At 44.8% G+C, this 24,883-nt stretch carries 24 protein-coding genes; 15 read left to right on the top strand and 9 right to left on the bottom strand.

From position 1 onward, the window contains the following. Positions 1-83 precede the first annotated feature (83 nt). From porV to EMP01_RS13085, 8 genes are all read left to right on the top strand, one after another. Positions 84-1,265 (top strand): type IX secretion system outer membrane channel protein PorV, encoded by a 1,182-nt coding sequence (porV, locus tag EMP01_RS13050; RefSeq protein ID WP_129021993.1) that lies wholly within the window; start codon positions 84-86, stop codon positions 1,263-1,265. A gap of 157 nt (positions 1,266-1,422) precedes the next feature. Continuing rightward, positions 1,423-1,902 carry a 2-C-methyl-D-erythritol 2,4-cyclodiphosphate synthase gene (ispF, locus tag EMP01_RS13055; RefSeq protein WP_129021994.1) on the top strand — a complete coding sequence of 160 codons (480 nt, stop codon included), beginning with the start codon at positions 1,423-1,425 and terminating at the stop codon, positions 1,900-1,902. 16 nt (positions 1,903-1,918) lie between these two features. Further along, positions 1,919-2,950 (top strand): thiamine-phosphate kinase, encoded by a 1,032-nt coding sequence (thiL, locus tag EMP01_RS13060; RefSeq protein ID WP_129021995.1) that lies wholly within the window; start codon positions 1,919-1,921, stop codon positions 2,948-2,950. 63 nt (positions 2,951-3,013) lie between these two features. After that, complete coding sequence (locus EMP01_RS13065) at positions 3,014-3,427, top strand: hypothetical protein (RefSeq protein ID WP_129021996.1); 414 nt, start codon at positions 3,014-3,016, stop codon at positions 3,425-3,427. Between the two features lie 119 nt (positions 3,428-3,546). Further along, a complete protein-coding gene (locus EMP01_RS13070) occupies positions 3,547-3,927 on the top strand; it encodes a gliding motility-associated C-terminal domain-containing protein (protein ID WP_129021997.1) in 381 nt (126 codons plus the stop codon). Between the two features lie 39 nt (positions 3,928-3,966). After that, positions 3,967-4,419 carry a GNAT family N-acetyltransferase gene (locus EMP01_RS13075; RefSeq protein ID WP_129021998.1) on the top strand — a complete coding sequence of 151 codons (453 nt, stop codon included), beginning with the start codon at positions 3,967-3,969 and terminating at the stop codon, positions 4,417-4,419. A gap of 18 nt (positions 4,420-4,437) precedes the next feature. Beyond that, positions 4,438-4,725, top strand: a complete 288-nt coding sequence (locus EMP01_RS13080; RefSeq protein ID WP_129021999.1) for a helix-hairpin-helix domain-containing protein — start codon at positions 4,438-4,440, stop codon at positions 4,723-4,725. Between the two features lie 202 nt (positions 4,726-4,927). Further along, entirely contained in the window at positions 4,928-5,482 is a 555-nt protein-coding gene (locus EMP01_RS13085) for an NADAR family protein (protein WP_129022000.1), read from the top strand. A gap of 595 nt (positions 5,483-6,077) precedes the next feature. On the opposite strand, the gene EMP01_RS13090 is transcribed toward EMP01_RS13085, so the two are convergent. From EMP01_RS13090 to EMP01_RS13120, 7 genes are all read right to left on the bottom strand, one after another. Further along, positions 6,078-7,262 (bottom strand): M20 metallopeptidase family protein, encoded by a 1,185-nt coding sequence (locus tag EMP01_RS13090; protein WP_129022001.1) that lies wholly within the window; start codon positions 7,260-7,262, stop codon positions 6,078-6,080. 5 nt (positions 7,263-7,267) lie between these two features. Next, complete coding sequence (locus EMP01_RS13095; RefSeq protein ID WP_129022002.1) at positions 7,268-7,861, bottom strand: SPOR domain-containing protein; 594 nt, start codon at positions 7,859-7,861, stop codon at positions 7,268-7,270. Positions 7,862-7,863: 2 nt separating this feature from the next. After that, on the bottom strand, positions 7,864-8,526 hold the full coding sequence (deoC, locus tag EMP01_RS13100) for a deoxyribose-phosphate aldolase (protein WP_129022003.1): 663 nt from the start codon (positions 8,524-8,526) through the stop codon (positions 7,864-7,866). Positions 8,527-8,550: 24 nt separating this feature from the next. Further along, complete coding sequence (locus EMP01_RS13105; RefSeq protein ID WP_129022004.1) at positions 8,551-9,450, bottom strand: DUF4249 domain-containing protein; 900 nt, start codon at positions 9,448-9,450, stop codon at positions 8,551-8,553. Between the two features lie 15 nt (positions 9,451-9,465). Then, positions 9,466-10,266, bottom strand: a complete 801-nt coding sequence (gene rlmB / locus EMP01_RS13110; protein WP_129022005.1) for a 23S rRNA (guanosine(2251)-2'-O)-methyltransferase RlmB — start codon at positions 10,264-10,266, stop codon at positions 9,466-9,468. A 6-nt stretch (positions 10,267-10,272) separates the two neighbouring features. Then, positions 10,273-10,749: a thioredoxin family protein gene (locus EMP01_RS13115; protein ID WP_129022006.1), complete on the bottom strand. Its 477-nt coding sequence runs from the start codon at positions 10,747-10,749 to the stop codon at positions 10,273-10,275. Between the two features lie 109 nt (positions 10,750-10,858). Continuing rightward, on the bottom strand, positions 10,859-11,815 hold the full coding sequence (locus tag EMP01_RS13120; RefSeq protein ID WP_129022007.1) for a lytic transglycosylase domain-containing protein: 957 nt from the start codon (positions 11,813-11,815) through the stop codon (positions 10,859-10,861). A 178-nt stretch (positions 11,816-11,993) separates the two neighbouring features. Between EMP01_RS13120 and carA the strand changes: the two genes are divergently transcribed. The 7 genes from carA to EMP01_RS13155 all read left to right on the top strand — a co-directional run bounded on the left by carA (position 11,994) and on the right by EMP01_RS13155 (position 21,437). Next, complete coding sequence (carA, locus tag EMP01_RS13125; protein ID WP_129022008.1) at positions 11,994-13,115, top strand: glutamine-hydrolyzing carbamoyl-phosphate synthase small subunit; 1,122 nt, start codon at positions 11,994-11,996, stop codon at positions 13,113-13,115. 42 nt (positions 13,116-13,157) lie between these two features. After that, positions 13,158-14,108, top strand: a complete 951-nt coding sequence (locus EMP01_RS13130) for an NAD-dependent epimerase/dehydratase family protein (protein ID WP_129022009.1) — start codon at positions 13,158-13,160, stop codon at positions 14,106-14,108. Positions 14,109-15,157: 1,049 nt separating this feature from the next. After that, complete coding sequence (locus EMP01_RS13135; RefSeq protein WP_129022010.1) at positions 15,158-16,366, top strand: NAD(P)/FAD-dependent oxidoreductase; 1,209 nt, start codon at positions 15,158-15,160, stop codon at positions 16,364-16,366. A gap of 71 nt (positions 16,367-16,437) precedes the next feature. Then, entirely contained in the window at positions 16,438-16,815 is a 378-nt protein-coding gene (locus EMP01_RS13140) for a hypothetical protein (RefSeq protein ID WP_129022011.1), read from the top strand. 78 nt (positions 16,816-16,893) lie between these two features. Further along, complete coding sequence (locus EMP01_RS13145) at positions 16,894-17,733, top strand: DUF3347 domain-containing protein (protein WP_129022012.1); 840 nt, start codon at positions 16,894-16,896, stop codon at positions 17,731-17,733. A 22-nt stretch (positions 17,734-17,755) separates the two neighbouring features. Then, positions 17,756-20,011, top strand: a complete 2,256-nt coding sequence (locus EMP01_RS13150) for a multicopper oxidase family protein (RefSeq protein WP_129022013.1) — start codon at positions 17,756-17,758, stop codon at positions 20,009-20,011. A gap of 175 nt (positions 20,012-20,186) precedes the next feature. Continuing rightward, positions 20,187-21,437, top strand: coding sequence for a PKD domain-containing protein (locus EMP01_RS13155; RefSeq protein ID WP_129022014.1), 1,251 nt, complete (start codon positions 20,187-20,189; stop codon positions 21,435-21,437). Positions 21,438-21,541: 104 nt separating this feature from the next. Here the strand turns inward: EMP01_RS13155 and EMP01_RS13160 are convergent, their stop codons facing one another. Both EMP01_RS13160 and EMP01_RS13165 read right to left on the bottom strand, forming a co-directional pair. After that, positions 21,542-22,165 carry an outer membrane beta-barrel protein gene (locus tag EMP01_RS13160; RefSeq protein ID WP_129022015.1) on the bottom strand — a complete coding sequence of 208 codons (624 nt, stop codon included), beginning with the start codon at positions 22,163-22,165 and terminating at the stop codon, positions 21,542-21,544. Between the two features lie 71 nt (positions 22,166-22,236). Continuing rightward, positions 22,237-24,537, bottom strand: coding sequence for a M4 family metallopeptidase (locus EMP01_RS13165; RefSeq protein WP_129022016.1), 2,301 nt, complete (start codon positions 24,535-24,537; stop codon positions 22,237-22,239). Positions 24,538-24,883: the final 346 nt, after the last annotated feature.

Below are 24,883 nucleotides of genomic sequence, written 5' to 3' on the forward strand. Positions count from 1 at the left end.
CGTTTAAGGGTATATACAGATTGAGAAAATAAACGCAAATGTTCTATATTTGCGCGGATACTTAAAAATAAAAAGATAAATAAATGACAAAAAAGCTGATTCTTTCAGGCGTTGCATTATTAAGTGCAGCTTGTATCAACAATGCGCAGGCACAGCAATATAGTGAAGTAGGTCCTATTTCCTATGCCGTACCTTTCCTGACCATCGCTCCTGATGCTCGTTCAGGTGCCATGGGTGATGTAGGTGTAGCGCTGTCTCCGGATGCCAACTCTCAACATTATAATGTTAGTAAAATCGCTATGAGCGAAGATAATGGCGGTATTGGCCTTACTTACTCTCCGTGGTTGAAAGATATCGTTCCTGATGTAGCCCTCATTTATGCTTCCGGTTTTTATAAATTCGGGGAGAAAAAAGACCAGGCTATCAGCGGATCTTTACGTTATTTCAACCTGGGTGAGATCAACTACAGAGACCCTAACAATATCGATATGGGTATTGGTAAACCATACGAGCTGGCTTTCGACTTAGGTTACTCCAGAAAACTGTCTGAAAACCTGTCTGTAGGGGCAAGTCTGCGTTATATCAATTCCAATATTGCACCGGGTAGTAATGCCAATGGCGGTGGTTATGCTCCTGCCAGCACTTTTGCGGCAGATTTAGGTATGTTTTACACCAAAACCACAATGATTACCGAAGAGACCGGCGGAACGTTCAATTTCGGTGCCGTACTGCGCAATGTAGGTGGTCGTGTAACCTATACACAGGCGGTAAGAGACTATTTGCCGGCACAACTGGCAATAGGTGCTGCTTATACCTACAAGATTGATAAATACAATAAGATCACTGCTTCTGTAGACCTGACTAAATTACTGGTTCCGGCTGCAAAAAGAGTAATCGACAATAACGGTGATACTTCTTATGTAGCTCCGAGAGATGAATACAGTGTAGTTTCCGGTATCCTGAACTCTTTCCAGAGAGCTCCGGGTATGTATGGTACAACTGTAGGTATCGGTGGTGAATACTGGTATCAGGATCAGTTCGCTTTAAGAGCTGGTTACTTCTACGAAGCACCTAAACTGGGTAACAGACAATTCTTTGCACTGGGCCTCGGCGTTCGTTACAGCATGTTCGGTATCGATGTATCATACCTGGTTCCATCAGGAAGCGGTATTGCACGTAACCCGTTAAGCAATACATTAAGATTTACTTTGTTGTTCAATTTCAACGACAAGTTCATGAAAGATAAAGAAAGTTCAGAATCTTAATAGATCTGGATGATCCTGAAAGCCGGCGCAAATTGCGCCGGCTTTCTCTATTGTATTAGATTATGTTCGCCAAAAGGCTTAAGTTTGCGGCAATGTAAACGGCCCCTGATCGGGCACCCGGAAACGGATTATATACCTCAAAATACCAGATTATTTTATGAAATTCAGAATTGGAAACGGAGTGGATTTTCACAGATTAGAGGATGGCTTACCTTTCACCCTTGGTGGCATTCAGATCGAGCATACCAAAGGCCCTGTAGGGCATTCCGATGCCGATGTACTGTTGCATGCCATCTGTGATGCAATGCTGGGCGCCCTGAACCTGGGCGATATCGGTAAACATTTTCCGGATACAGATATGTCGTATAAAGGTATAGACAGCAAGATATTATTACAACGTAGCCATGATCTGATCAAGGAGAAAGGCTATAGTGTAGTGAACATTGATGCTACTGTATGCCTGGAAAAGCCAAAGATTGCACCACATCTGGATAAGATGAAAGCAGCCATTTCCGGCGCTACCGGTATCGATGTGGCTGATATTTCCATTAAAGCAACTACCACCGAAAAATTGGGCTTTGTAGGCCGTGAAGAAGGTGTGGTAGCCTATGCAAATATTTTATTATCAAGTAATTAAAGAAAAGAGTAGGGATATGAACGAAGAGCGTACCGAAATAGGATCCTTGGGCGAATTTGGCCTCATTGAGCACCTGACACGCAATAATGAAACCCGCCAGGCCAGTACTATACTGAGCGTGGGCGATGATGCTGCGGTAATAGATCAGTTTGGTAAACAAACCCTCATTTCTACCGAACTGCTGGTAGAAGGTGTACACTTTGACCTGATGTACACCCCATTAAAACACCTGGGCTACAAATCTGTAGTAGCAGCCATTTCCGATATCTGCGGCATGAATGCTACACCTACACATATAACCGTAAGCATTGCTATATCCAACCGCTTTTCTATAGAGGCCTTGGATGATTTATATAATGGCATTTACGCCGCTTGTGAGGTATATAATATAGACCTGATCGGTGGCGATACTACCAGTGCAGGCAAAGGGCTGATAATCAGTGTAACTGCAGTTGGTGAAGTAACACCGGACAAGTTTATTACCCGTTCGGGCGCACAGAAGGGAGACCTTATCTGTGTAACCGGTGATCTGGGTGCTGCTTACCTGGGATTGCAACTGCTGGAGCGCGAAAAGAAAATATTTCTGGAGCACCCTGGTGTGCAACCCGATCTGGAGAACCGTAAGTATGTAATCGGCAGAACGCTGAGACCAGAGGCAAGGGTAGATATTGTTGAGTGGCTGGCCACACAGGAGATTACTCCAACGGCAATGATGGATATTACAGACGGGCTCAGCTCTGAATTGTTCCACATCTGCAAACAAAGTAATGTCGGTTGCGTGATATATGAAGATAAGATCCCGTTTCATGATGAGATGAGAGAAGTAGCTTATAAGTTTGAAATAGATCCGACTGCCTGTGCACTGAGTGGTGGCGACGATTATGAGTTACTCTTTACGGTAAACCAGGAAGCGTATGAAAAAATCCGCTTTACGGAAAAGATCAGCGTAGTGGGCTATATTACCGAAGCTGCTGAAGGGAAGAAAATGATTACCCGTAAAGGAAATACCCATGACCTGGTAGCACAGGGCTGGCAGCAGGATAAATAATTCTGCGGCGGCATTAAACCTTGGCGGCAAATGAGCATCTATGTATTATAAAACGCAAGAAAGATGAAAAAAATCCTCATACTGACCGGAATAGTTTGTACCCTGATTACTGGTACCCTGATTGCACAGAATACGCAGCAAAAGCAACGTACTACAAGAGCACAGGCACAGCAGAACAGTGCTGCCCGTACACAGCAAATGACAGATCGCATGTCCAGTGAGCTGCAGTTGAGCGCCGATCAGAAACAAAAGGTATACCAGATTATGCTGGAAAGCCAGAAACAACAGATGCGTACCAAAGAACAGACTGCAAAGTTTAATACACAGCTGGATGCGGTACTGACATCAGAGCAAAAGGCTACAATGCAAAGATTAAAAGCGCAGAAAGTACAGCCGGACCGTATGTCACAACTGAGACAAGGCAACCTGCAGGCCGCTCCGCCACTGCGTGCTGAGAAGGCTGGAATAGCTAAATAAGAGCTTGATATATTAATAAATTGTAAAAAGGCGTAAATCTACAGGGTTTACGCCTTTTTTGTCAAACGCTTTTTAGCTTTTATACGTCTTTTAAGGTAGAATGTAATAAATTGTGAGCTATGCGTAGAATGGTACTCCTGCTAATAACGGTACTTTGTGCAGGAACAGAAATGTTTGCACAGGAACAAAAAGAAATAAACAAACAAACAGAAATAGTAACCCAGAGAAATATACTGATCCCTAATGCTTTTACGCCTAATGGAGACGGTAAGAATGATGTATTCAAACTGATCAATGTAAAAGGTGCACAAGTAATTGAGTTTAAGATATTTAATCGTTGGGGAACGGTTATGTTCAATACCGTTGATCCGGAAGAAGGCTGGGACGGACGCTACCGTAACCAGGAGCAACCCGTAGGTGTGTATGGCTATGGTATCCGTATTAAATACAGTGACGGAGTTATCGAAACCTACAGAGGTACCATTACCCTGATCCGGTAACCGTGCAGCAGCACTGGCTACTTTTAGTATCTTTGATGCATGCACGACTTTAACATAAGAAAGTATACACCGGAAGATAAAGCAGGTATTATGCATATGATCCGGTTAAATATACCAGCGTATTTTGCCCCGGAAGAGGTAGCAGATCTGGATCATTACCTTGATCATGAAATAGAACAGTATTTTGTTGCACTGAACGAAGCAGATACCCTTATCGGTTGCGGGGGCATCAATTATTTTCCGGAAGAGCAACAGGCCCGTATCAGCTGGGATATTATTCATCCCGAATGGCAGGGCAAGGGCGTAGGTTCCCGTTTACTGCAGCATCGCCTGGATGTATTAAGACCTGATGAACAGGTAAATACAATTATGGTCAGAACCTCGCAGCTGGTTTATCCCTTTTATGAAAAGAACGGATTCAGGCTGTCGGAAATAGTAAAAGACTACTGGGCTCCCGGATTTGATCTGTACACGATGTTGTACCAATATTAATGTCTGAATATCTATATTATGGCTACGATAATCTGGAAAACATGTGAGATGGGGCATCGCTTTCAGAAAAGCAGCGACTGCCCGGTATGTCCTAAATGTGCCGAACTATCCCGGCCGGAAGAGGGGCTTTTATCCCGCTTGTCGGCCCCGGCAAGGAGAGCATTGGAAAGCCATAATATACATAACGCCAGCGCCTTGTCGGCTTATTGTCTTAAAGAAGTGCTGTCTTGGCATGGCATTGGCAAAGCCAGTATCCCGATCTTTATAGGTGCGCTGGAACAAGAGGGATTGCACTTTAAAGAATAATTACAGATTTACATTATATACACAAGTTTAGTTAATTGGTAATTAGTGGTTTGTGTTAAATAACGGCTATGCGGTTGCATAGCCGTTATTGTTTTTTTTAGCACTACTGTACAAAATGCAGTGATGTTTTTACAATTAAAGATAGAAAGTAGATAATTTTGCTTCAATTAATAAACGAGTATTTAAATAAGAGAATTATAAGATGACATACAATCTGGACTGGCTCATAAACAATGTTGAAAAAGGAACGCGAGCAAAATATTTATTTTTCTGGGGACACCAGAAAAGTAAAAGTGGCGAATTGACATCATCCTGTTTTAGTCAATGGTGGATATCACCTTTTATCATTGACAAAGTAAAATATAACACTGCCGAGCATTGGATGATGGCACAAAAAGCACTTTTGTTTGACGACAAAGAAAATTATGAGCAAATAATTCTTGCAAAATCTCCCGCAGAAGCAAAGTCTTTGGGCAGGAAAGTGCGCAATTTTGATGATACTACCTGGAACAGTAAACGATTTGAAATAGTTTTGAAAGGAAACTTCGAGAAATTCACACAGGATGAGGGCCTGAAAGACTTTTTACTTAATACAAAAGACAGGGTTTTAGTAGAAGCGAGTCCTGTTGACAGCATCTGGGGTATAGGACTGACTGCTGATAGTGAGAAAGCTGAAAATCCCAAATGTTGGAATGGGTTAAATCTACTTGGCTTTGCCCTGATGGAGGTGCGAGATATGATCCGAAATGCTCAATAGGCAAAATTTATACTTTAGATAGAATGCAAATTGTGCTGTAAATTAATACTATGTGTATAGAATACTCTTCATACTAATAAAGGCTGCGTGGTAACGCAGCCTTTACAATTAACTGATTATACGCATATAGTAAACTATTTTCTTCGTCCTTTTGTCCGGCAACAAAAGGACCAAAAATGCCTTTGTTTTCATCAAGGCGATTGCGGGGCACCGCCATTTTGTACCGTTGCGTGCATTGATCGTCTGAGCTTAATGTGTGATGCGTTCGCTGCTCAACGATCGCATCTCCACTCCAAAATGGCTATCGCTGTGATGAAAACAACAAGCAATCCGTACAGTACAGATCGCTCGAAAGGCCTTATAAATCCGGCGTTAAGAAAATCATTGGCTCGGTCGATAAAGTCGTAAACCATTGTCTGAGCACAGCGAGTCTGGTTTGCGACCGACCGACACATTGATTTTTAGCCAGGGATTTATACAGCCTTGATTTTTTGGCGCTACCTTTTGCATCAAGGCAAAAGGTAGCAAAAGATATATAGGCTACTTAAATTATAATGCTAAACTTTGTTTCCTTTAAGTGGATACTTAGTTTACTTTATCTGCTCAAATATCGGTAAGCCGTCCAGGCCATCAATCCAGCACCAGTAATCAAAGCTGATTCATCAATATCGAAGCGGGCATGATGCACCGGGTAGGTAAACTCCTGGTTATCTTTATTAGTACCCAGGCGATAAAAACATCCGGGTATTTCGTGGCTGTAGAAGCTGAAATCTTCGGCAGTCATGCGCATATCCAGGTCTCCCACCTTTTCTGCACCCAGGTAATTGATTGCTTCGGTCTTTACCATATCATGCAGTTCCGGATCGTTATACAGGCTAGGGTAGCCGTCAGGGAAGTGTACCTCAGCTGTTGCCCCCCAGGCCGCGCAGGTATCTTCGCATACCTTTTTGAGTAATTCCAGCGCCTCTTTGCGCCAGGGTTCATCGAAGGTGCGCATGGTACCCAGGATTTCTACTGTTTCTGGTATTACATTGGTTACCATGCCTCCCGAGATCTTACCGAAAGTAAGCACCGTCGGCGTTAGCGGGTTGCAGCGGCGGGATACGATCTGCTGCAGGGAAACAATAAGGTTCGCCGCAATCGTAATCGGATCTATGGTTTTATGCGGAAGGGCAGCATGGCCACCTTTTCCCTTAATGGTAATATGAATTTCGTCTGCACTGGCCATATACTGACCAGGTCGGAAAGCTACTGTTCCTGCGGGTAATTCCGGGAAAACGTGCAGCCCTACAATAGCTGAAGGTCTTGGATTTTCCAGTACACCGGCTTTAATCATCAGGCTGGCGCCGCCGGGGCTTTGCTCTTCGCCCGGTTGAAAGATCAGTTTTACCGTTCCTGAAAACTCTTGTTTAATATCATTGAGAATGCGTGCAGCGCCTAAAAGACAGGTGGTATGTACATCATGTCCGCAGGCATGCATTACTCCTTCATTGGTGCTTTTGTATGGCACCTCATTCTGCTCATGAATTGGTAACGCATCCATATCGGCCCTCAGAGCTATACAACTCCGTTCCGGATCATTACCACGAATATAGCCGACAATACCGGTACCGGCAATGCCTTTTTCAAAAGGAATGCCCATTTCGCTGAGTTGGCTGCAGACATATTCCATAGTTTCCTGCTCTTCAAAAGAAAGCTCAGGGTGTGCATGTAAATGTCTCCTGGTCTGGATAAGGTAATTGTTTAATGCCTGTGCCTTGGAATGGATGGCTTCTTTCATGTGTATTAATGTGCCGAATCGTTTTTAGAAGAAGTACCTGTATTCAGGTTTGTGCCCGGTAAGCCTGCCGGTTTGGGCGGAATGCGGTTATTGATGAGCGATGGAACGATCATTACCGTATAGCTTTGTCCCAGGTAGCGATAGAATTCGCCGGCTTCCTGGCGGCTGCGGAAATCACCTACACGTATTCTGTAATATGGTGATGCATAGGTAATGTAAGAGCGTACAGAAGGGAAGCGCTTCATAAAGCCAATCTTTACAGCCTTGGCTTTTTCACGATCCGGACCGCTATATATCTGGATGCGATAGCCTTTGGAAACGTTTGATATTCTTCGCTTTACAGTATATGTACCACCTTCTTCAGTATAATGATCTACACTCTCCAGGCTTTGCTGTTGCGGGGCCTGCTCCTTTGGCGCCTGTGTCGATGGCGGCGGTGCCGATGGTTTGGAACTTTGTGCACCAGGCATCTCCGGACCTATCATCTTACCCGTGCTCACAGCCTTAGGAGGCTGATTGCCGGATTTTTTATCTTGAGAATATCCTAATTTATTAACAATCAATAGCAATGATAGTGTTAGATAAAGTAGTTTTTTCATAATTACATGTTTTTGCGTTGTTCTTTAGCAATCTGCACACTGGCCGATGCGCCGATACGGCTGGCCCCTGCTGCCACATATTTTGCTGCATCTTCATAAGTTCTGATGCCACCTGAAGCTTTGATCATAATCGACTCTGGAAGATGTGCCCGCATCAGTTGAACGGCCTCCAGGCTGGCGCCTTTTTCAGCATATCCTGTAGATGTTTTTACAAAATCAACATGATGTTTGGCATACAGTTCGCAGGAGCGTATAATTTCAGTGTCAGTCAGTATTCCACTTTCGATAATTACCTTTAATGCTTTGTCATTCAGTCTTATAGGTACTAATATTTTGGCAACTTCTTTAGATAAAAAATCCCAGTCGCCATTCTTCAGGGCAGCCAGGTTGTGTACCATATCAATCTCGTCTGCACCGTCGGCGAGTGCATCTTCTACTTCCTGCACCTTGCTTTTGGTACTGCTGTAGCCAAATGGGAAGCCGATTACCGTAGCAACCTTTACCGGAGTATTCAGTAGTATCTGCTTCGCCGCTTTCACATAAAAGGGAGGCACACATACTGCCGCAAACTGATACTTGATAGCATCATTGCAGAGTTGCTCTACTTCGCTAATCGTCGTTGACGGTTTTAGTATCGTATGGTCGATATATGATTCTATCTGCATTATAGGTTTAGATAGTGTTAATTTTTAGTTTATAATCAGTGTTTTGTATGCTGATGAATACCCTGCCCAAATACCCAGTGCGCCGTTGGAAACATTGCTGCCTACCTTAATCGGGGTACTGAACGGATTACCTGTTGTGCCTATTGAGAACTCCAGGGTTTGCCAGAAAGTATAGGTGGTGCGGTCAATCGCTGACCATTTTACGGTAACAGTATCGCCTCGTTCAAAGTAACGGTACGTCATGAAATTAAAAGTATCCATAGGTTGAATACCATTAGAAATATCTATATCTATAGAGGTGCCGTTAATGATATCATCATTGTATGTCGAAAAACGATCGGTAAGGTATCCCTCGCTATTGCGGCTTGTAAATATACGTACACTATTGCCCGGCGTATCAGGATCGGTATAACGGGCTTTTAACTGTCGAAAATCAGGGTTATTGTCTACCACTTCCGGCAATTGTTCTGCCCAGATAGAATCCAGGGCTTTTACATGCGGAATAAAAGTTGAGGCTTCATGTATTTTGCCTTGATAATCAATAGTTAACTTGTATGATCTTCCCTGCACACCCAAAAAGGTAAGATCTGCTGGATTAGCCGTATCCACCGTATAAAAAGAGTAGCGGTTATTCAGCGTATCAATATTATACTCTCTTAACTGAATCGTACGGGTGCCATCGCTGACTTTTACCGTAGCGCCGTGTATAAAAGAGTTTTGCAGATTACCCAGGTCTATTTTGGAAAAGAAGCCCAGACTTTTGGTCAGCAATACAAACGGAGGCTGACCTGCTTCAATACGGCCTTCTACAACCAGTTTTTCAGTAATGTCGGTAGGGAGATTGAAGTTGACTTCTTTCTCGCAGGAACTGAATACTGCGATGATACCTATTAAAATAATTACAGACGCGAATAGCTTTTTCATAAAAAGTAGACTGTTTTACTGTCTTTGCTTGAATGTCTCATACATCATGATGCCGGCTGCAACAGAAACGTTCAGGGAATCGAAATGTTCAGACATAGGTATTTTCACCAGGTGATCTGCTGTTTTTAACACATAATTGCTCACACCGGTATCTTCTGCACCCATTACTACAGCCAGCGGTGCTTTCAGATCCACATCGCTCAGCATTGTTTCGGTTTGCAGACTGGTTGCAATCACAATGATACCGTTTAAACGTAATGTATCAATTGCTTGTTGTACAGAGGCAACACGGCAGATCGCGATTTTCTCCAGGGCACCGGCAGAGGTTTTGATACCATCTTCCGTAATAGCCGCATTATTAGCGCTTGGCACGACAATTGCATGTGCACCAAAGCCATAAGCCGAACGGGCAATGGCACCCATATTACGGGTATCGGTAATACCATCCAGTACAACCAGGAGAGGGGTCTCGCCCTTATCCACGATCAGGTCTATCACGCCCTGCAATGGCTGATAAGTGATCAGGCCTGCAATAGCCACCACACCCTGGTGATTGACTTTGGTAAAACGGTCCAGTTTTTCTGTAGGTACATAACTTACCATAATGTCCCGCTTCTTGGCCAGGTTCTTGATCGTACCGATCTCATCGCCGGTAGCCGTTTTTAAGATAAAAATCTTTTCAATATCTGTACTTTCATTTAATGCCTCGATGAGGGGTTTGCGCCCGATAATCAAACGGCTTTTAGGTACAGAAGTACGCTGATTGCGATAATTACTGGTGGTATTCTTGCTGTTGCTGTTGTTGTTAAAGCTCAAAATGTATTAAGGATTAATCTTTTTATAAGTCCATATTTTCAGGAAATCGGCTATTCTCTCTGCACTATACCCATTTCCCTGTTCGAGAAATGAAGTATTCTGGGTCATAATCTGTTGCCCTTTTTCATTGAGGATAACAATAACCGGAAAGCCGAATCGCTGAGGCTCCTGCAGGGAATGCAGCACCTTTTCGTTTTTATTTTCTTTACTATAGTTCACATGAACTACTTCATATTCATTCAGAAAGGTTTTCAGAGTGTCGTTCTCATTCAGAAAACGATCCAGTCGCATGCACCAGGTACACCAGTTGCCACCGACAAAAATCATAACATGCTTTTTGTTTTTTGCAGCACTTTTCTTTGCATCGGCAATCGCTTTGCTGGCATCAGCTTCCGGATGGTACACTTTTTTAGCTGCGGTTTGCTGGCTAAAGCTCTGAATACCAAACAGAATACAAATAATCAGTAACCAGAATCTTTTCATATTTCATTTTTTCTCCCTGTAGAGGAGACTCACTTTGTATTGGCAAATGTAGCATATATCAGGCAGATAACACAAAAATACTGGGTCTATGCGTTGCTGCAACTGGATTTTAGCTGTTGGGTATTAATATACGGTATGTTTTTCCGGCACGTACGGTCAGTGACTTGCTGCGCAGCCATTGGTTAGCCATTTTGATCTGCTGGTACGTACTGCCGTTTTGCTTGGCCCATGCCGCCAGGTCGGGAATCGAGTTAGCAACCTCAACGGTACGGCCTGCAATGGGCTGATACACATCGTCTTTCTCGATCACAAAGCCAAGTTTGTCTGAGTTGGAAATGATGTACTTCAATGCCAGGATGCGGTATACATAGCGATTGGTCTCTTCCGGCAGCAGCAGGTTGTAATAATTGGTCTCGTATTGCTGACTGCTGTAATTACTGTATCCGCCCATACCCATATTGTAAGAAGCTGCAGCTGCAGTCCAGTTGCCAAATTTGGTATAAGCCTGTTTCAGGTAGCGGCAGGCGGCTTCTGTAGACCGTTCCAGGTCGTAGCGCTCATCTACCTCATCGGTGATTTCCAGTCCGAATTGCTGTCCGGAACCTTTCAGGAATTGCCAGTAACCGGCTGCTCCGGCTTTGGACACCTGGTTGTACAGGGCACTTTCTGCCACGCAGAGATATTTAAAATCTTCCGGCAGGCCATTGGCTTTAAGAATGCGCTCGATAGTAGGGAAGGTGCGGTAGGCCAGTTTTAATATATATATGGTGCTGCCGTGCATATAAGCATTAAACAGCAATTCGCGGTCCAGTCTTTCCTTTACATCCCAGCGGCTGAGCGGGGTAGCCTCGCCGGCAAATGCAATACTCTTTGGTAATTTAGGTGCAGTCCATTTGCCACTGGTAGACAATGGTGTATACACCTCAGTAGGTGCAGAATTTACTATAGGAGCACTGGTCGTCAGCGTATTGTCTTCAGCATTGTTTCTGTCCTTTTTCTTATCTGTTGCCAGGGCCGGAAGGCTTAATCCCAAGAAGGTGAAGCCCAGTATATATCTGTTTATCATATGGTAGTATTTGTATGGTTGTGGAATGTAATACAAGCTTAAACTTGCAATATAACTAAGAAATTGCAGAATAATTTGTTAATGAAATGATACAAAATACGAGAAACAATTTATTAATGAGTATATTTGCACCCCGGTAGATATTACCACATTCCCGCATTACATTATTTAATTATTTATGCCCCAACAAGCTAACATCGAAAGACCGGCTTACTTGTTATTAGAAGACGGTACCTTATTCAAAGGAAAATCATTTGGTAAAATCGGAACGACCGGAGGGGAGCTTTGCTTCAATACCGGTATGACTGGCTATCAGGAAGTATTTACCGACCCATCTTATTCCGGACAAATGCTGATTATGAATACAGCATATGTTGGGAACTATGGTGTGAATGACGTAGATGTAGAATCCGGGAAAGTGATGATCAAAGGTCTGATCTGTAAAAATATCACTGCCCGTTATTCCAGAATGATGGCAACCGGTTCTTTAAGTGACTACCTGATCGAAAACGGCATCGTTGCCATCCAGGATGTGGACACCCGCGCACTGGTACAGCACGTACGTACCAAAGGTGCTATGAACTGTGTGATCTCTTCTGAACATGAAGACATTGCACAGCTGCAGGAAGCACTGAAGGCTATTCCTAAAATGGAAGGTCTGGACCTGGCTTCTGGTGTCAGCACCAAAGAAGCGTATACCTTCGGTAGCGAAGATGCCCCGATCCGTGTATCGGTGCTGGACTTCGGTATCAAGCGCAACATGTTACAATGTTTTGCCGACAGAGGTGTATATGTAAAAGTATTCCCGGCTACTTCCGGTATCGGTGATCTGCTGTCCTTTAACCCGGATGGTATCTTCGTATCCAATGGTCCCGGCGATCCTGCCTCTATGGGTTATGCGATCAAAACCGTACAGGACATCCTGGCCAGCGGTAAACCAATGTTTGGTATCTGCTTAGGCCACCAGTTACTGGCCCTGGCTAATGGTATCAAAACCTTCAAAATGCACCACGGTCACAGAGGTCTGAACCACCCGGTGAAAAACCTGATCAGCGGCCGCAGCGAGATCACTACGCAGAACCACGGTTTTGGTGTAGATCAGGAATCCATCAAAGAACATGCTGATACTGTTGAAGTATCTCACGTAAACCTGAATGACGGTTCTATCGAAGGTATTCGTATCAAGAACAAACCAGCCTTCTCGGTACAGTATCACCCGGAAAGTACACCTGGCCCTTACGATTCCCGTTACCTGTTTGACGATTTCCTGAACCTGATCAAAAAACATAAATTAAACTAATACTCAATCATTCGTAAACCTTACGGATAATCATATTATTATATGGAGAAAATTTTGGTGATCGGTGCCGGCGGACAGATCGGCGTAGAACTGACATTAGCATTAAGAGAAAAATACGGTGCAGATAATGTAATTGCATCTGACATTCGCGAACCGCATGCCTTACTTGCAAATAGTGGTCCGTTTGTAGAACTGGATGTGATGAACTCGCACGCAGTGTCTCTGCTGGTACAGAAAGAAAAGATCACTCAGATATATTTACTGGCTGCTATCCTGTCTGCAACAGGGGAGAAGAACCCGCTGTGGGCCTGGGATATCAACATGAAGAGCCTGATGAATATACTGGATATCTGTGTGGAGCATAAGGTAGCCAAACTGTACTGGCCTAGCTCTATTGCAGTATTTGGTAACACCACTCCTAAAGATAACACAGAACAAAAGACTGTTATTGAGCCGGTTACGGTTTATGGTATCAGTAAGTATGCCGGTGAGTTATGGTGTCAGTATTACTTCAACAAATACGGACTGGATGTGCGCAGCCTGCGTTACCCTGGCCTGATCAGCTGGAAATCAGCTCCGGGCGGTGGTACTACAGATTATGCAATCGACATCTATATCGAAGCATTAAAGAAACAATCTTATGAGTGTTTCCTGAGCGAAGATACTTACCTGCCGATGATGTATATGGATGATGCCATCCGTGCGACAATCGAACTGATGGAAGCACCAAAAGAATCTATCAAAAACAGGATGTCTTATAACCTGTCCGGTATGAGTTTCTCCCCTAAAGAGATCGCAGCATCTATTCAAAAACATATTCCTGAGTTCACGATCAGTTACGCTCCTGACTTCCGTCAGCAGATCGCAGATAGCTGGCCGAACAGTATTGACGACAGCGAAGCGGCAAAAGACTGGGGTTGGAAAACAGAATTTGACCTGGATAAAATGACAGCAGCCATGCTGGAAAACCTGAAAACGGTAAACAGAATGTAATCTTAGTCATATTATACTATTAAAAAAGTCGTCCGGAGCATTTGCTCCGGACGACTTTTTTAATGAAGTATTCTCTTGCCATCTAGCGCACGCGCCCTCTCATGTGCCGTTCTTCCCGTCATTCCACTGCGCTCCGGTAGATAAGACGAAGCCATGGTTTCTGATATGTGCGCGCCCATTACTTGGTATCAGTTTTGCTATTTTCTTTTGTCTTGATACAAAAGAAACAAAAAATCAAGGCTGTATAAATCCCTGGCTAAAAATCAAGGTGTCGGTCGGTCGCAAACCAGACTCGCTGCGCTCAAACAGTGGTTTCCGACTGAATCGACCGAGCCAATGATTTTATTAACGCCGGATTTATAAGGCCGTTATTAAGCGATCCGTACGGTACGGATCGCTTATTGTTTGCATCACAGCGATAGCCATTTTGTTGCCGGACAAAAGGACGAATAAATAGTTGACTACATGCGGATTTCAGTTTATACTATTATGAAATCGTCCGGAGCATTTGCTCCGGACGATTTGTTTTAAATAAGTATTTATCAGCTAGTGCACGCGCCATTCTTCCCCTCATTTCGAGCTGAGCGAAGTGTCTTCGAGAAATCTAAATATCTTAGTGCAAAAGGAGATATCTCCATTCCGCTGCGCTTCAGTCGATAGGACGAAGCGATGGTTCCTGATGCGTGTGTTTCAGGTATTAGCCGTCAACTAGCAACCATTACTCGGGTATTAGCAATAGTTGCACGTGTACTATGAACGCTTGCCAGGGTACTATGAATGATTGCTAGGGTATTATGAATGATTGCTAGGGTATTAGCAATCCTTGCCAGGGTACTAAGAATCCTTGCTAGGGTATTAGCAATAGTTGCACGTATACTATGAACGATTGCTCGTGTACTATGAACAATTGCTCGTGTACTATGAACGATTGCCAGGGCACTGGGAATCATCCATTATCATTCTTTTTTAACACAGATAACTGCCCGAAATTGTTTAAATTTGAGTAGAACTTATTACCCCTGAACTGATACTACCCAAAACTACAGGTTATGAAACTCAAATCCAGTGAGCCATTCTGGCTGGTGAAAAACGGGATCATAGCATCTTACCCATCGGTGAAGCAAGATTTCGAAACCGACATCCTTATTGTCGGAGGAGGCATTACCGGAAGCCTCATAGCCCATCAATGTATACAGGATGGGTACAGGGTTATCCTTACCGACCGGCGCGAGATTGCTCATGGTAGCACCTCTGCCTCTACCTCCATGTTACAGTACGAAATAGATACGCCTTTATACCGCCTGATCGATATGATCGGTGAGGAAGGAGCCGTGACCAGTTACCAGGCTTGTTTTGAAGCAATCGGGCACCTGGGTGAGATTGCAGCCTCCATTCGTTCGCATTGCGGCTTTGAGGCAAAACAATCTCTGTACTTTGCCGCATTTAAAAAAGACCTGCCCTGGCTGGAGCAGGAGTTTGAAGCAAGACATAAATATGGCTTTCCGGTGCATTGGCTTTCCGAAGAGGTAATCCTTTCCGAATACGAAATGCATCATGCATACGGAGGCATTCTTTCTGAACAGGGTGCCAGTGTAGATATATTCCGGCTTACCCATGATCTTTTACAGCACAACAGAGCTAAGGGATTACAGGTTTATGACCAGACCAATATTGAAGAAGTGCGTTATAAGCGTAACGGCATAGAAGCCCTTACCGAATATGGCACGAAGATCAAAGCGCAGAAGATTGTGTACTGTAACGGGTACGAAAGTACAGAGATCATTAAGGAATCATTCGTTCGCCTGTTGTCCACCTATGCAATGGTAGGAGAGTGTTTCGAAGCCAATGAGGGCAATACCCTGAAAGATACCCTGTTCTGGAACACGGCTGATCCTTACCTGTATATGCGCACTACAGATGATAACCGGCTGCTGATCGGTGGCGGGGATGAAGACTTTGTAAATGCACAGAAGAGAGATCACCTGATCCCGGCTAAGGAGGCTAAACTGAGAAAGCAATTGGAGCGCCTAATGCCTGATTATGAACTCCGTACAGATTTTACCTGGGCAGGTACATTCGGTGCTACAAAAGATGGATTGCCTTATATAGGCACACATCCCGATTTTAAGAATGCCTATTTTGTATTAGGTTTCGGGGGCAATGGTATTACCTTTTCCGTAACCGGTATGAAGATGCTTTCAGCCTATTTGAAAGGGCAGCATCATCCGCTCAATCACTTTTTCCGGTTCAGGAGATAAGGATATCTTAAGAACAATTTAAGGTATCAAATACAAGGCTGGTCAGAAATTACATTACATTTGTAACATTAATGAAAAACAGGATATTGTACATACTGCTCTGCTGCATTGGTCTTTTATTCACCCCACGGGTGAGTAAAGCCTGTGCCTCAGCAGTAAACTCAAAATCCTGTACCACCCAAAAACTACAGCATCATAAGAGCAGTGTGGAAAAACATTCTTGTTGCCACAAAGACCGTAAGGTAAAGCATGCCGATTGTAAACATTGCAGCGGACATTCCTGTACTTGTTCCGGCTCTGTACGCAGCAGCTTCGACACCTCACTGACCGAGGCTTATGATCTGTCTTTTGTAACACAATACTGGCAGGACCTGGCGGCTATAGCCGTTGCTGATCAATCGTACCTGTCCGCCGGCTTTTACTCCTGCTGGTTACCCCCTAAAATATAAGATTTCTTGTTGTACAGCCATACATGTGCTCTGTAAGGAACACATCATGTTTTTAATTCATCATTAAATATTCCAACAATGAAATCTATCATAAAGATTGCAGCATTAATCCTATTCCTGCTGCCCGTATCCGCATCTGCACAGCAGTTCAAACACTCCAAACAAGTTACAGTACCCGTTTCCGGCAATTGCGATATGTGCGCAGCCACCATTCAAAAAGCGGGTAGCGCCAAACAATTATCCTCCGTAAACTGGAACAAGGATACCAAAATCGCCACCATAACCTTCGACAGCAGCCGCACATCGGCAGATGCAGTATTGAAGAAAATAGCCCTGGCGGGTTATGACAATCCCTCTTTCCGCGCACCGGACGATGTCTATGCAGCCTTACCGGGCTGTTGTAAATATGAGCGTGCTGTAGCAGTACAACCAGCAGCGCAGCAGCATCAGATGCAGGACCATAAAGCACATGAGCAGATACAAAACCAAAGCCTGCTGCAACCGGTGCTGAACAACTACCTGGCCGTAAAAGATGCGCTGGTACAGTCAGACGGAGCAGCAGTACAACAACAGGCTGCAGCCTTGCAGAAAACCCTGGAAGGCATTTCGATGAGCAGCCTTGGCGAGAAAGAGCATATGGCCTGGATGAAGGTGTATGAGCAACTGATCGCAGAAAGCAAAGTGATGGCCGCCGGTAAAGATGTGGCGAAGCAACGCCGTGTGTTTATGGAATTGTCTCAGCACATGTACACACTCGTGCAGGCTATGGAACTGACAGAACCCCTGTACTGGCAGTTCTGCCCCATGTATAATAATGGCAAGGGGGCAAACTGGATCAGTAAGGAAAAAGAGATTCAGAATCCGTATTATGGCAGCCAGATGCTGACCTGTGGCCGTGTAGCAGCAACTATAGAATAGATCATAACCTAAATAAGAACACATGCAAAAAAGACATTTTTGGAGTGGCTGCTTATTTGTGATCATACTATGGAGTGCATGCAGCACCTGGGCACAAAAAGTAGTCCGCTACGACCTGTATATACAGGATACCACTGTTAACTTTACCGGAAAGGCCAAGCGCGCCATTGCTGTCAATGGCCAGATACCCATGCCGGACCTCCATTTTACCGAAGGAGATACTGCCGAGATATGGGTCCATAATCAGCTTAAAGAGTCTACCTCTTTACACTGGCATGGTTTATTTCTGCCCAATAAAGAGGATGGAGTGCCATACCTCACCCAGATGCCCATAGCACCGGGCACAACACATGTATACCGCTTTCCGCTCATACAAAACGGCACCCACTGGTATCATAGCCACAGCGGTTTGCAGGAGCAGATCGGTATGTACGGCAGCTTCATCATTCATAAACGTGAGGGAGATAAGACTGTGCGAAAAGGGATTGATGATCTGCCGGTTATGCCTGTGATCTTAAGTGAGTGGACCGATATGAAACCGGAGAATGTACACCGTATGCTGCACAATGCCAATGACTGGTTTGCCCTGCGTAAGAATGCTGTGCAGAGCTATGCAGAAGCAGCGCAGGAGGGCAAGCTAGGCGTAAAATTCGGCAATGAATGGAAGCGCATGCTGGCTATGGATGTCAGCGATGTGTATTACGATAAGGTATTGCTGAACGGCCAAACCGAACTACAGTTCGATCAATACAATCAGCAGCCCTTGAAGGCCGGTGATAAAGTCAGGCTGCGGATATCCAACGGAGGAGCATCTTCTTACTTCTGGCTGCGCTATGCCGGGGGTAAAATTACCGTTGTGGCTACAGATGGCAATGATATTGAACCGGTTGATGTAGATCGACTGATCATTGCAGTATCAGAGACGTACGATATCGTCCTGACCATTCCGCAGGAGGGTTTATCGTATGAGCTGCTGGCTACGACTGAAGACCGCACCCAGTCTGCTTCTATGTATATAGGCAATGGAATCAGGCAACTGATCAGTCCGCTGCCCAGGCTTCGTTATTTTGAGGGAATGAAGATGATGAATGATATGATGAAGATGAACGGAGACATGAAGGATATGGGTATGAACATGAGCCTGAACCAGATGGATATGAATATGGTCATGTATCCCGAGGTGATGCATGCTGGTGGTAAAAGCCAGCAGATGGATCATTCGGCACATGAAGGTCATGGTGAGCAGCCTATGGCAAAGAAACCGGGTATCGTAACCCTGAATTATGCCATGATGAAGGCCACTGCACCCACTACCTTGCCCGATGGGCCGGTACGTACCCTCACCTTCGAGCTGACGGGTAATATGAACCGCTATGTCTGGAGCCTGGACAATAAAGTGGTATCAGAAACCGATAAAATACTGATCCGGAAAGGGGAAAACCTGAGGCTGGTGATATACAATAACTCTATGATGCGACACCCCATGCACCTGCACGGGCACGACTTTCGTGTACTGAATGGGCAGGGAGCTTATGCGCCCATGAAGAACGTGATTGACATCATGCCTATGGAAACGGATACGCTTGAGTTTCATGCCAATGCCGAAGGTGACTGGTTCTTTCACTGCCACATTCTGTATCATATGATGAGTGGCATGGGCCGTATCTTCAGCTATACACCCGCTACACCTAATCCATTATTGCCTGAGCCCAAAAAGGCCCTGCGCATGTTGTATATGGATGATCGTATGCCGCACTTTATGGCCGAGAATGACTTTGCCAGCAATGGTAATGATGGTATGTTCATGTTGCAGAATACCCGCTGGAGCCTGGGCACCGAATGGCGACTTGGCTATAATTCCATGCATGGCTATGAAACAGAGACCCACCTGGGCCGCTATATCGGCCGTATGCAATGGCTTATGCCTTTTGTCGGCTTCGACTGGCGCTACCGCAAAATGGGCCATCATGAGGTGGAGCGTAACCTCTTCGGGCAGACCAATACCAAAGATAACCGGGCTATGCTCAGTCTCGGGGTACAATATACACTGCCCATGCTGGTCCAGTTTCAGGCAGAGGTATACCAGGATGGTAACCTGCGCCTGCAGCTGATGCGGGAAGATATACCACTGGCCAAAAGGCTGAGAATGAGCTTTATGGTAAACACCGATAAAGAGTATATGGCCGGACTGCGGTACATCATACACCGCAACTTTGCCCTGTCGGCGCATTATGACAGCGATATGGGCTTTGGTGCCGGACTTACTGTAAGCTATTAATATGAAGCGGATACATTATTGTATCCGCTTTTTTATTGACTGTTCACCATTGCAAATGACCAGCCGTATTTAGTAATTAGAATAGGGTATTATGGATTTGAGAAATACTGGAATTTGTTTTTATAATATGTATTGAAAATTATATAATTATATTTGATGCGTAATCCTTCAAGTCATGAAACGTTTTCTTTTTTTGTGGAGTATTCTGCTCCTCTCCTTTGCTCCATCCAGGGCAGCAGATAGTCTGCGTGTATTGTTTATCGGGAATAGTATGACCTATTTTAACGATATGCCATATATGTTCCGCTCTATAGCCATAGAAAAAGGCAAGCCGGTATCGGTACGGTTTTATGCACCTGGTGGCTCAGGCTTTGTCAATCATGTGAGTGATCAGAATGTCTGGAACTTATTTGCCGATGCACCCTGGGATGTAGTGGTGCTGCAGCCGGGCACTTCCGAATCGGCCGGGGCTTCAGCCACGGTTAATGAAACCATCGAGCGGGGGAGAAAGCTGCTGGATTCGGTATATCATTATAGCCCATGCTCCCGTGTATTCCTGTATGAAATCCCTTATGGAGTGCCTTCGGCAAGTGCATACAATAATTATTTTGCAGTGCAGACTATGATCCGGGATTCGATCAGTAAAATGGCCGATTCCTTAAAGGTGCAGATGATCCCTGCCGGGGAGTGTGCCCGTGCCTATTATGCTATGCATCAGAATCTGCTGTTGCATGGCAGTTACAATGACATACACCCCAGTGCTAATGGTTCCTTGCTGATTGCCGCGGCTGCTTATGCCGCTATTTTTCAGGATACAGTTTCCGGATCGGCTTATCATGCCAATCTGGTTGCCGATACTGCAGCCAAATTGTACAGCATTGCGGATACCGTTGTGCTCCAACATCTTACCGATTGGCGCATCAACACATATAACCTGCATGCAGCTTTTAGCTATGCATCATCCGGTTTGAGTATTACGTTTAATAGTAATGTGGCTAATGCAGCACAGGTATCCTGGGACTTTGGTGATGGGCAGAGTAGTACGGTACAGAATCCGGTACATGTCTACAGTAATCCCGGAACCTATACGGTAACGCTCACTGTCTCTGGTGTAAATGGGTGTACGGAAAGCGTCTCGCAGATATTGACAGTTGCCGGCAGTACAGGGATAAAAGGTACTTCATCTGACTATAGTGTAAGTATATATCCAAATCCTGCAAATAATAAGTGTATGATACATCAGGACAAACTTATTTATACGCGGTACGAATTATTGAACTATACAGGGCAACATGTGCTTGATGGTATGATTGGTGCCACTGATCAGGGGCTTGATTTATCGGCACTTCCTGCCGGATTTTACCTGCTGCATTTATCCGGGACAGATTCGGGACATTACCTGCTCCGACTCATTAAGCGATCTTAGTTTTATGTGCTCTATACCATTGTTTCATACAAACAGATCATTAATAAACAATCGGGGTGCCAGAAGTGGCACCCCGATTGTTTATTAATCAGAAATATACTTACTCAGAACCGGTAACCGATACCTGCGTTCCACACCAGACTGCTGCGGTAATATTTACTTTCGGCCCAGGGGGCGGTGGTATAGCGAAGGTTAGTACCGATATACAATCCCTTCCACACAAAGGCCTTCAGGTTAATGCCCAGTTGCAGGCCTGCCGTGCTGATATCTTTCGATGCCGCATCCATGACCGGTTCATAAAAGAAACCATTATTTACCCAACCGCTCACCACATCTGAGGTGTACCAGCCATAATTGATACCGGCAAAGGGGCTAACCTCCCAGTGCTTTGACTGATAGACCTTATAGTGATAATTGATGCCGATCAGTGTCCGGCTGATGGTAGCTATACCACCATTGGATAATTCACTGTATTCCATGTTATGGTACTTGCGGAAATAATAGTTGTAATATACTTCCAGTCCTTGTTTACCCTTGCCCAGGGTATAACTTAACTCCGGAACGGATTCATGCGCATCAAATAAAACTACTGGTCCGAACGGCTCTTTTTCAGGGTTGAAAAAGTTGGCATACAGGTTAGTGCTGAGCTGCACAGAATGGGTGTACTGCGCCACTGCATTAAAAGAAAGGCAACATGCTATAGGTAACAGGTAGTATGGTTTGAGCATCAGTGTATATTGTTAAGTAGTAGATAACCCATACCGGTGGTTTCCCGGTCGGTATGGGTGTTTAAAGATAATTATTGTTTTACAAATTGTTTCGTGGCCGTGAATTCACCTTGTTTAACGGTCAGGTGATAGTTGCCCGGAGCATAGTTGCCTACATTAAGCGTAAACTCAGCAGATTCAATAACACCTTCATACTTCACTACGCCTTGCAGGTCATATACTTGTACCTGAATAGGATTAGAAGGGCTGATCTCTGGCAGTTCTACCGCTATATGGGCCACCTGGCTTACCGGGTTAGGGCTGATCACGATCACTTGCTCCATATTGATGAAGTAGATCTTCTTTGTTGCAGAACCACAGATATCATTTACTTTCAGTGTAGTCGTCGTGTATGCACCATTAAAGTTATTGATACGGAATATATTATCCCAAGGAATGGTAGGAGACAGGATGCTGCGGTTCCATGGGCCACTGTACGTCCATACATATCTGCGCGCATTACCGCCACTGGCTACGTAATCTTTAGGCATACCACCGGATATACCGCCCGTAGTCGGGTAGTACAGAATAAAGCTAGGTCCGTTGATCACCAGCGGTACCCGCGGGCTACCCAGTCCTACTGCCGCCCAGGCATTGATCGTTTGCGTCAGTTCATTGGTACAATTACCATATATAGACATGGCACCCAGGATAGACCCCGTGCGGGCATCGTTATAGTTAGAGTTGTTACCCATGAAGTTATCCAGGTTATAGTAAGCGATATTACGGGCTTTATCTGCACCGATACCATTTACCGCCACACTGCCTACCATGCCATCCGGAGCACCGGCAGAACCTTGGGTCAGCAGGTAGAACCAGTAGTTCTGTACACCACTGTTGGTATGTACACCACCCGCATCACAGGTGCCATAATACCAGCGGGGCCCGTGATAAAATGATGGTTGCGCCTGACCATTGCAGGGAGACGCCACAGAAGCAGAAGGCTTGTTCAGTTTGCGCAGCAACCAGGCATCCTCGCCCAGGTCCCAGTTAGTGTGTACCCCACCATTCAGGTAGCGCTCCACCTCATAACCAAAGATGTCGGAGAAGGATTCGTTAAGGGCACCGGATTCGTTCTGATACACCAGACCGGCAGTATACTGCGTTACAGCATGTGTAAATTCATGGCCCACAATGTCTTTAGTGGCCAGGTGGTTAGAACCGTTCTTACCAAATACCAGCCATTTATCTGTAGGGCTCCAGTACGCATTCTGTACACTGGCTCCACCCATAATCTTCACTTCGGCATTGCCGTTATCATAGCTGCTGCGGTTCAGGATGTTTTTGTAATAGTTCCAGGTTTGCGTAGCTACCCAGTGCGGGGTAGTCTCCTCGGCACGATCCGATCCCCATACATCATCTCCGTCAAAAGAGTTTTTGGTACAGTTGCCTATAGTACAGTCGTATCCGCCAAAGTTTTTATTGTTCCATTTCTTAGTCCAGATAGCCGCACCGCCATCATTGCTGCGCAGCACATGGTGGTTATAAAGCCCACCTCTATAGCGGGTATCGATATATGTATTGCTACCATAACCATAAGAAAGATCAGCCTGACCATCCTGTATATTGCTATACTCTTTTATGACCGTTCCGGTAGCCGCATCGACATACACCGTCATATCCAGTTCCGGGTTCAGTACCTTAATGGTAAATTTCCAGGCCAGCACAAACTCTTCCGGATTATAGAATTCATTTACATTCTTTTTAGCAATAATCAGCTCACCTACAGGGTAGCTTGTCGCAGTAGGATCTTCACGCTCTTCTTTATAAGAGGTTTCATAATCCTGATCCTGCCAGGAGAAGAGGCCGTTTGGTGCCAGATGATCCATAGCTTTATCCAGCGCCTGCGTCTCGCCCAGTGCCGGGGTTACAGACATGTTCAGACCTTCTGCAACCTTTGCATTCACAATAGATACGCGATTGTTTTGGGAGTGAATAAACAATTCGGCATATTCAACCTTAACGCCTTTATGTACCTGGTTGTACCGCATGTGTACCATTTTGCGCTGATCTTCGATAAAAGGGTAATCATCATCTGTAGTACGCACCAGAACAAAATCATCATCAGCACCAAAGCCATATGCCTGCATGATTTCCGGCAGGATATTGTCTATGGTCACATTAGACTCCTCGGTCGCCTGCAGCCATCCGGACAGGTCTATAATGTCGAAATTCTGCTGAATGAAGGGGCTTCCGCCGCCATTCTTAATGTAATTGGGTATATAACCCGGTGTCTGCGACTGTACCGCCGCTGTCTGTGCCTGCACCTGTAGCGAAAGCCCCAGCAAGGTAACAAAAAGGAATGCTTTTCTTTTTTTGTAAATAAAATGCATAAGTAAAAGAACGATACCACAATGAAAGGAACAGCAGGGCAGGTGGTACCGCAGATTTAGAGGCTGCGCTGCTGCATTGGTTTTTTGGGTAAGTGCGTATGCATAAGGGTAATTTACTGAGGTGGCCGGCGCGGTTTGCGTAGTGGTTTTTCGTAATAGCTAGGTCTTAATATTTAACATATGTGTTAAATATTAAGGCTAATGTATAGGTAATTGATTTTTATTCCAAGCTTTAGGAAATATATTTTTTTAGAGATGAATATTGCTTTGGTATACAGCTGCTATTTTCGGGAGATGAGGTGTTCGCTGAGGCCCTCGAAGTGAAAATACTTTCTTCCAGGTACCT

This window comes from Edaphocola flava, assembly GCF_004118155.1.
Classification (GTDB): Bacteria; Bacteroidota; Bacteroidia; order Chitinophagales; family Chitinophagaceae; genus Edaphocola; species Edaphocola flava.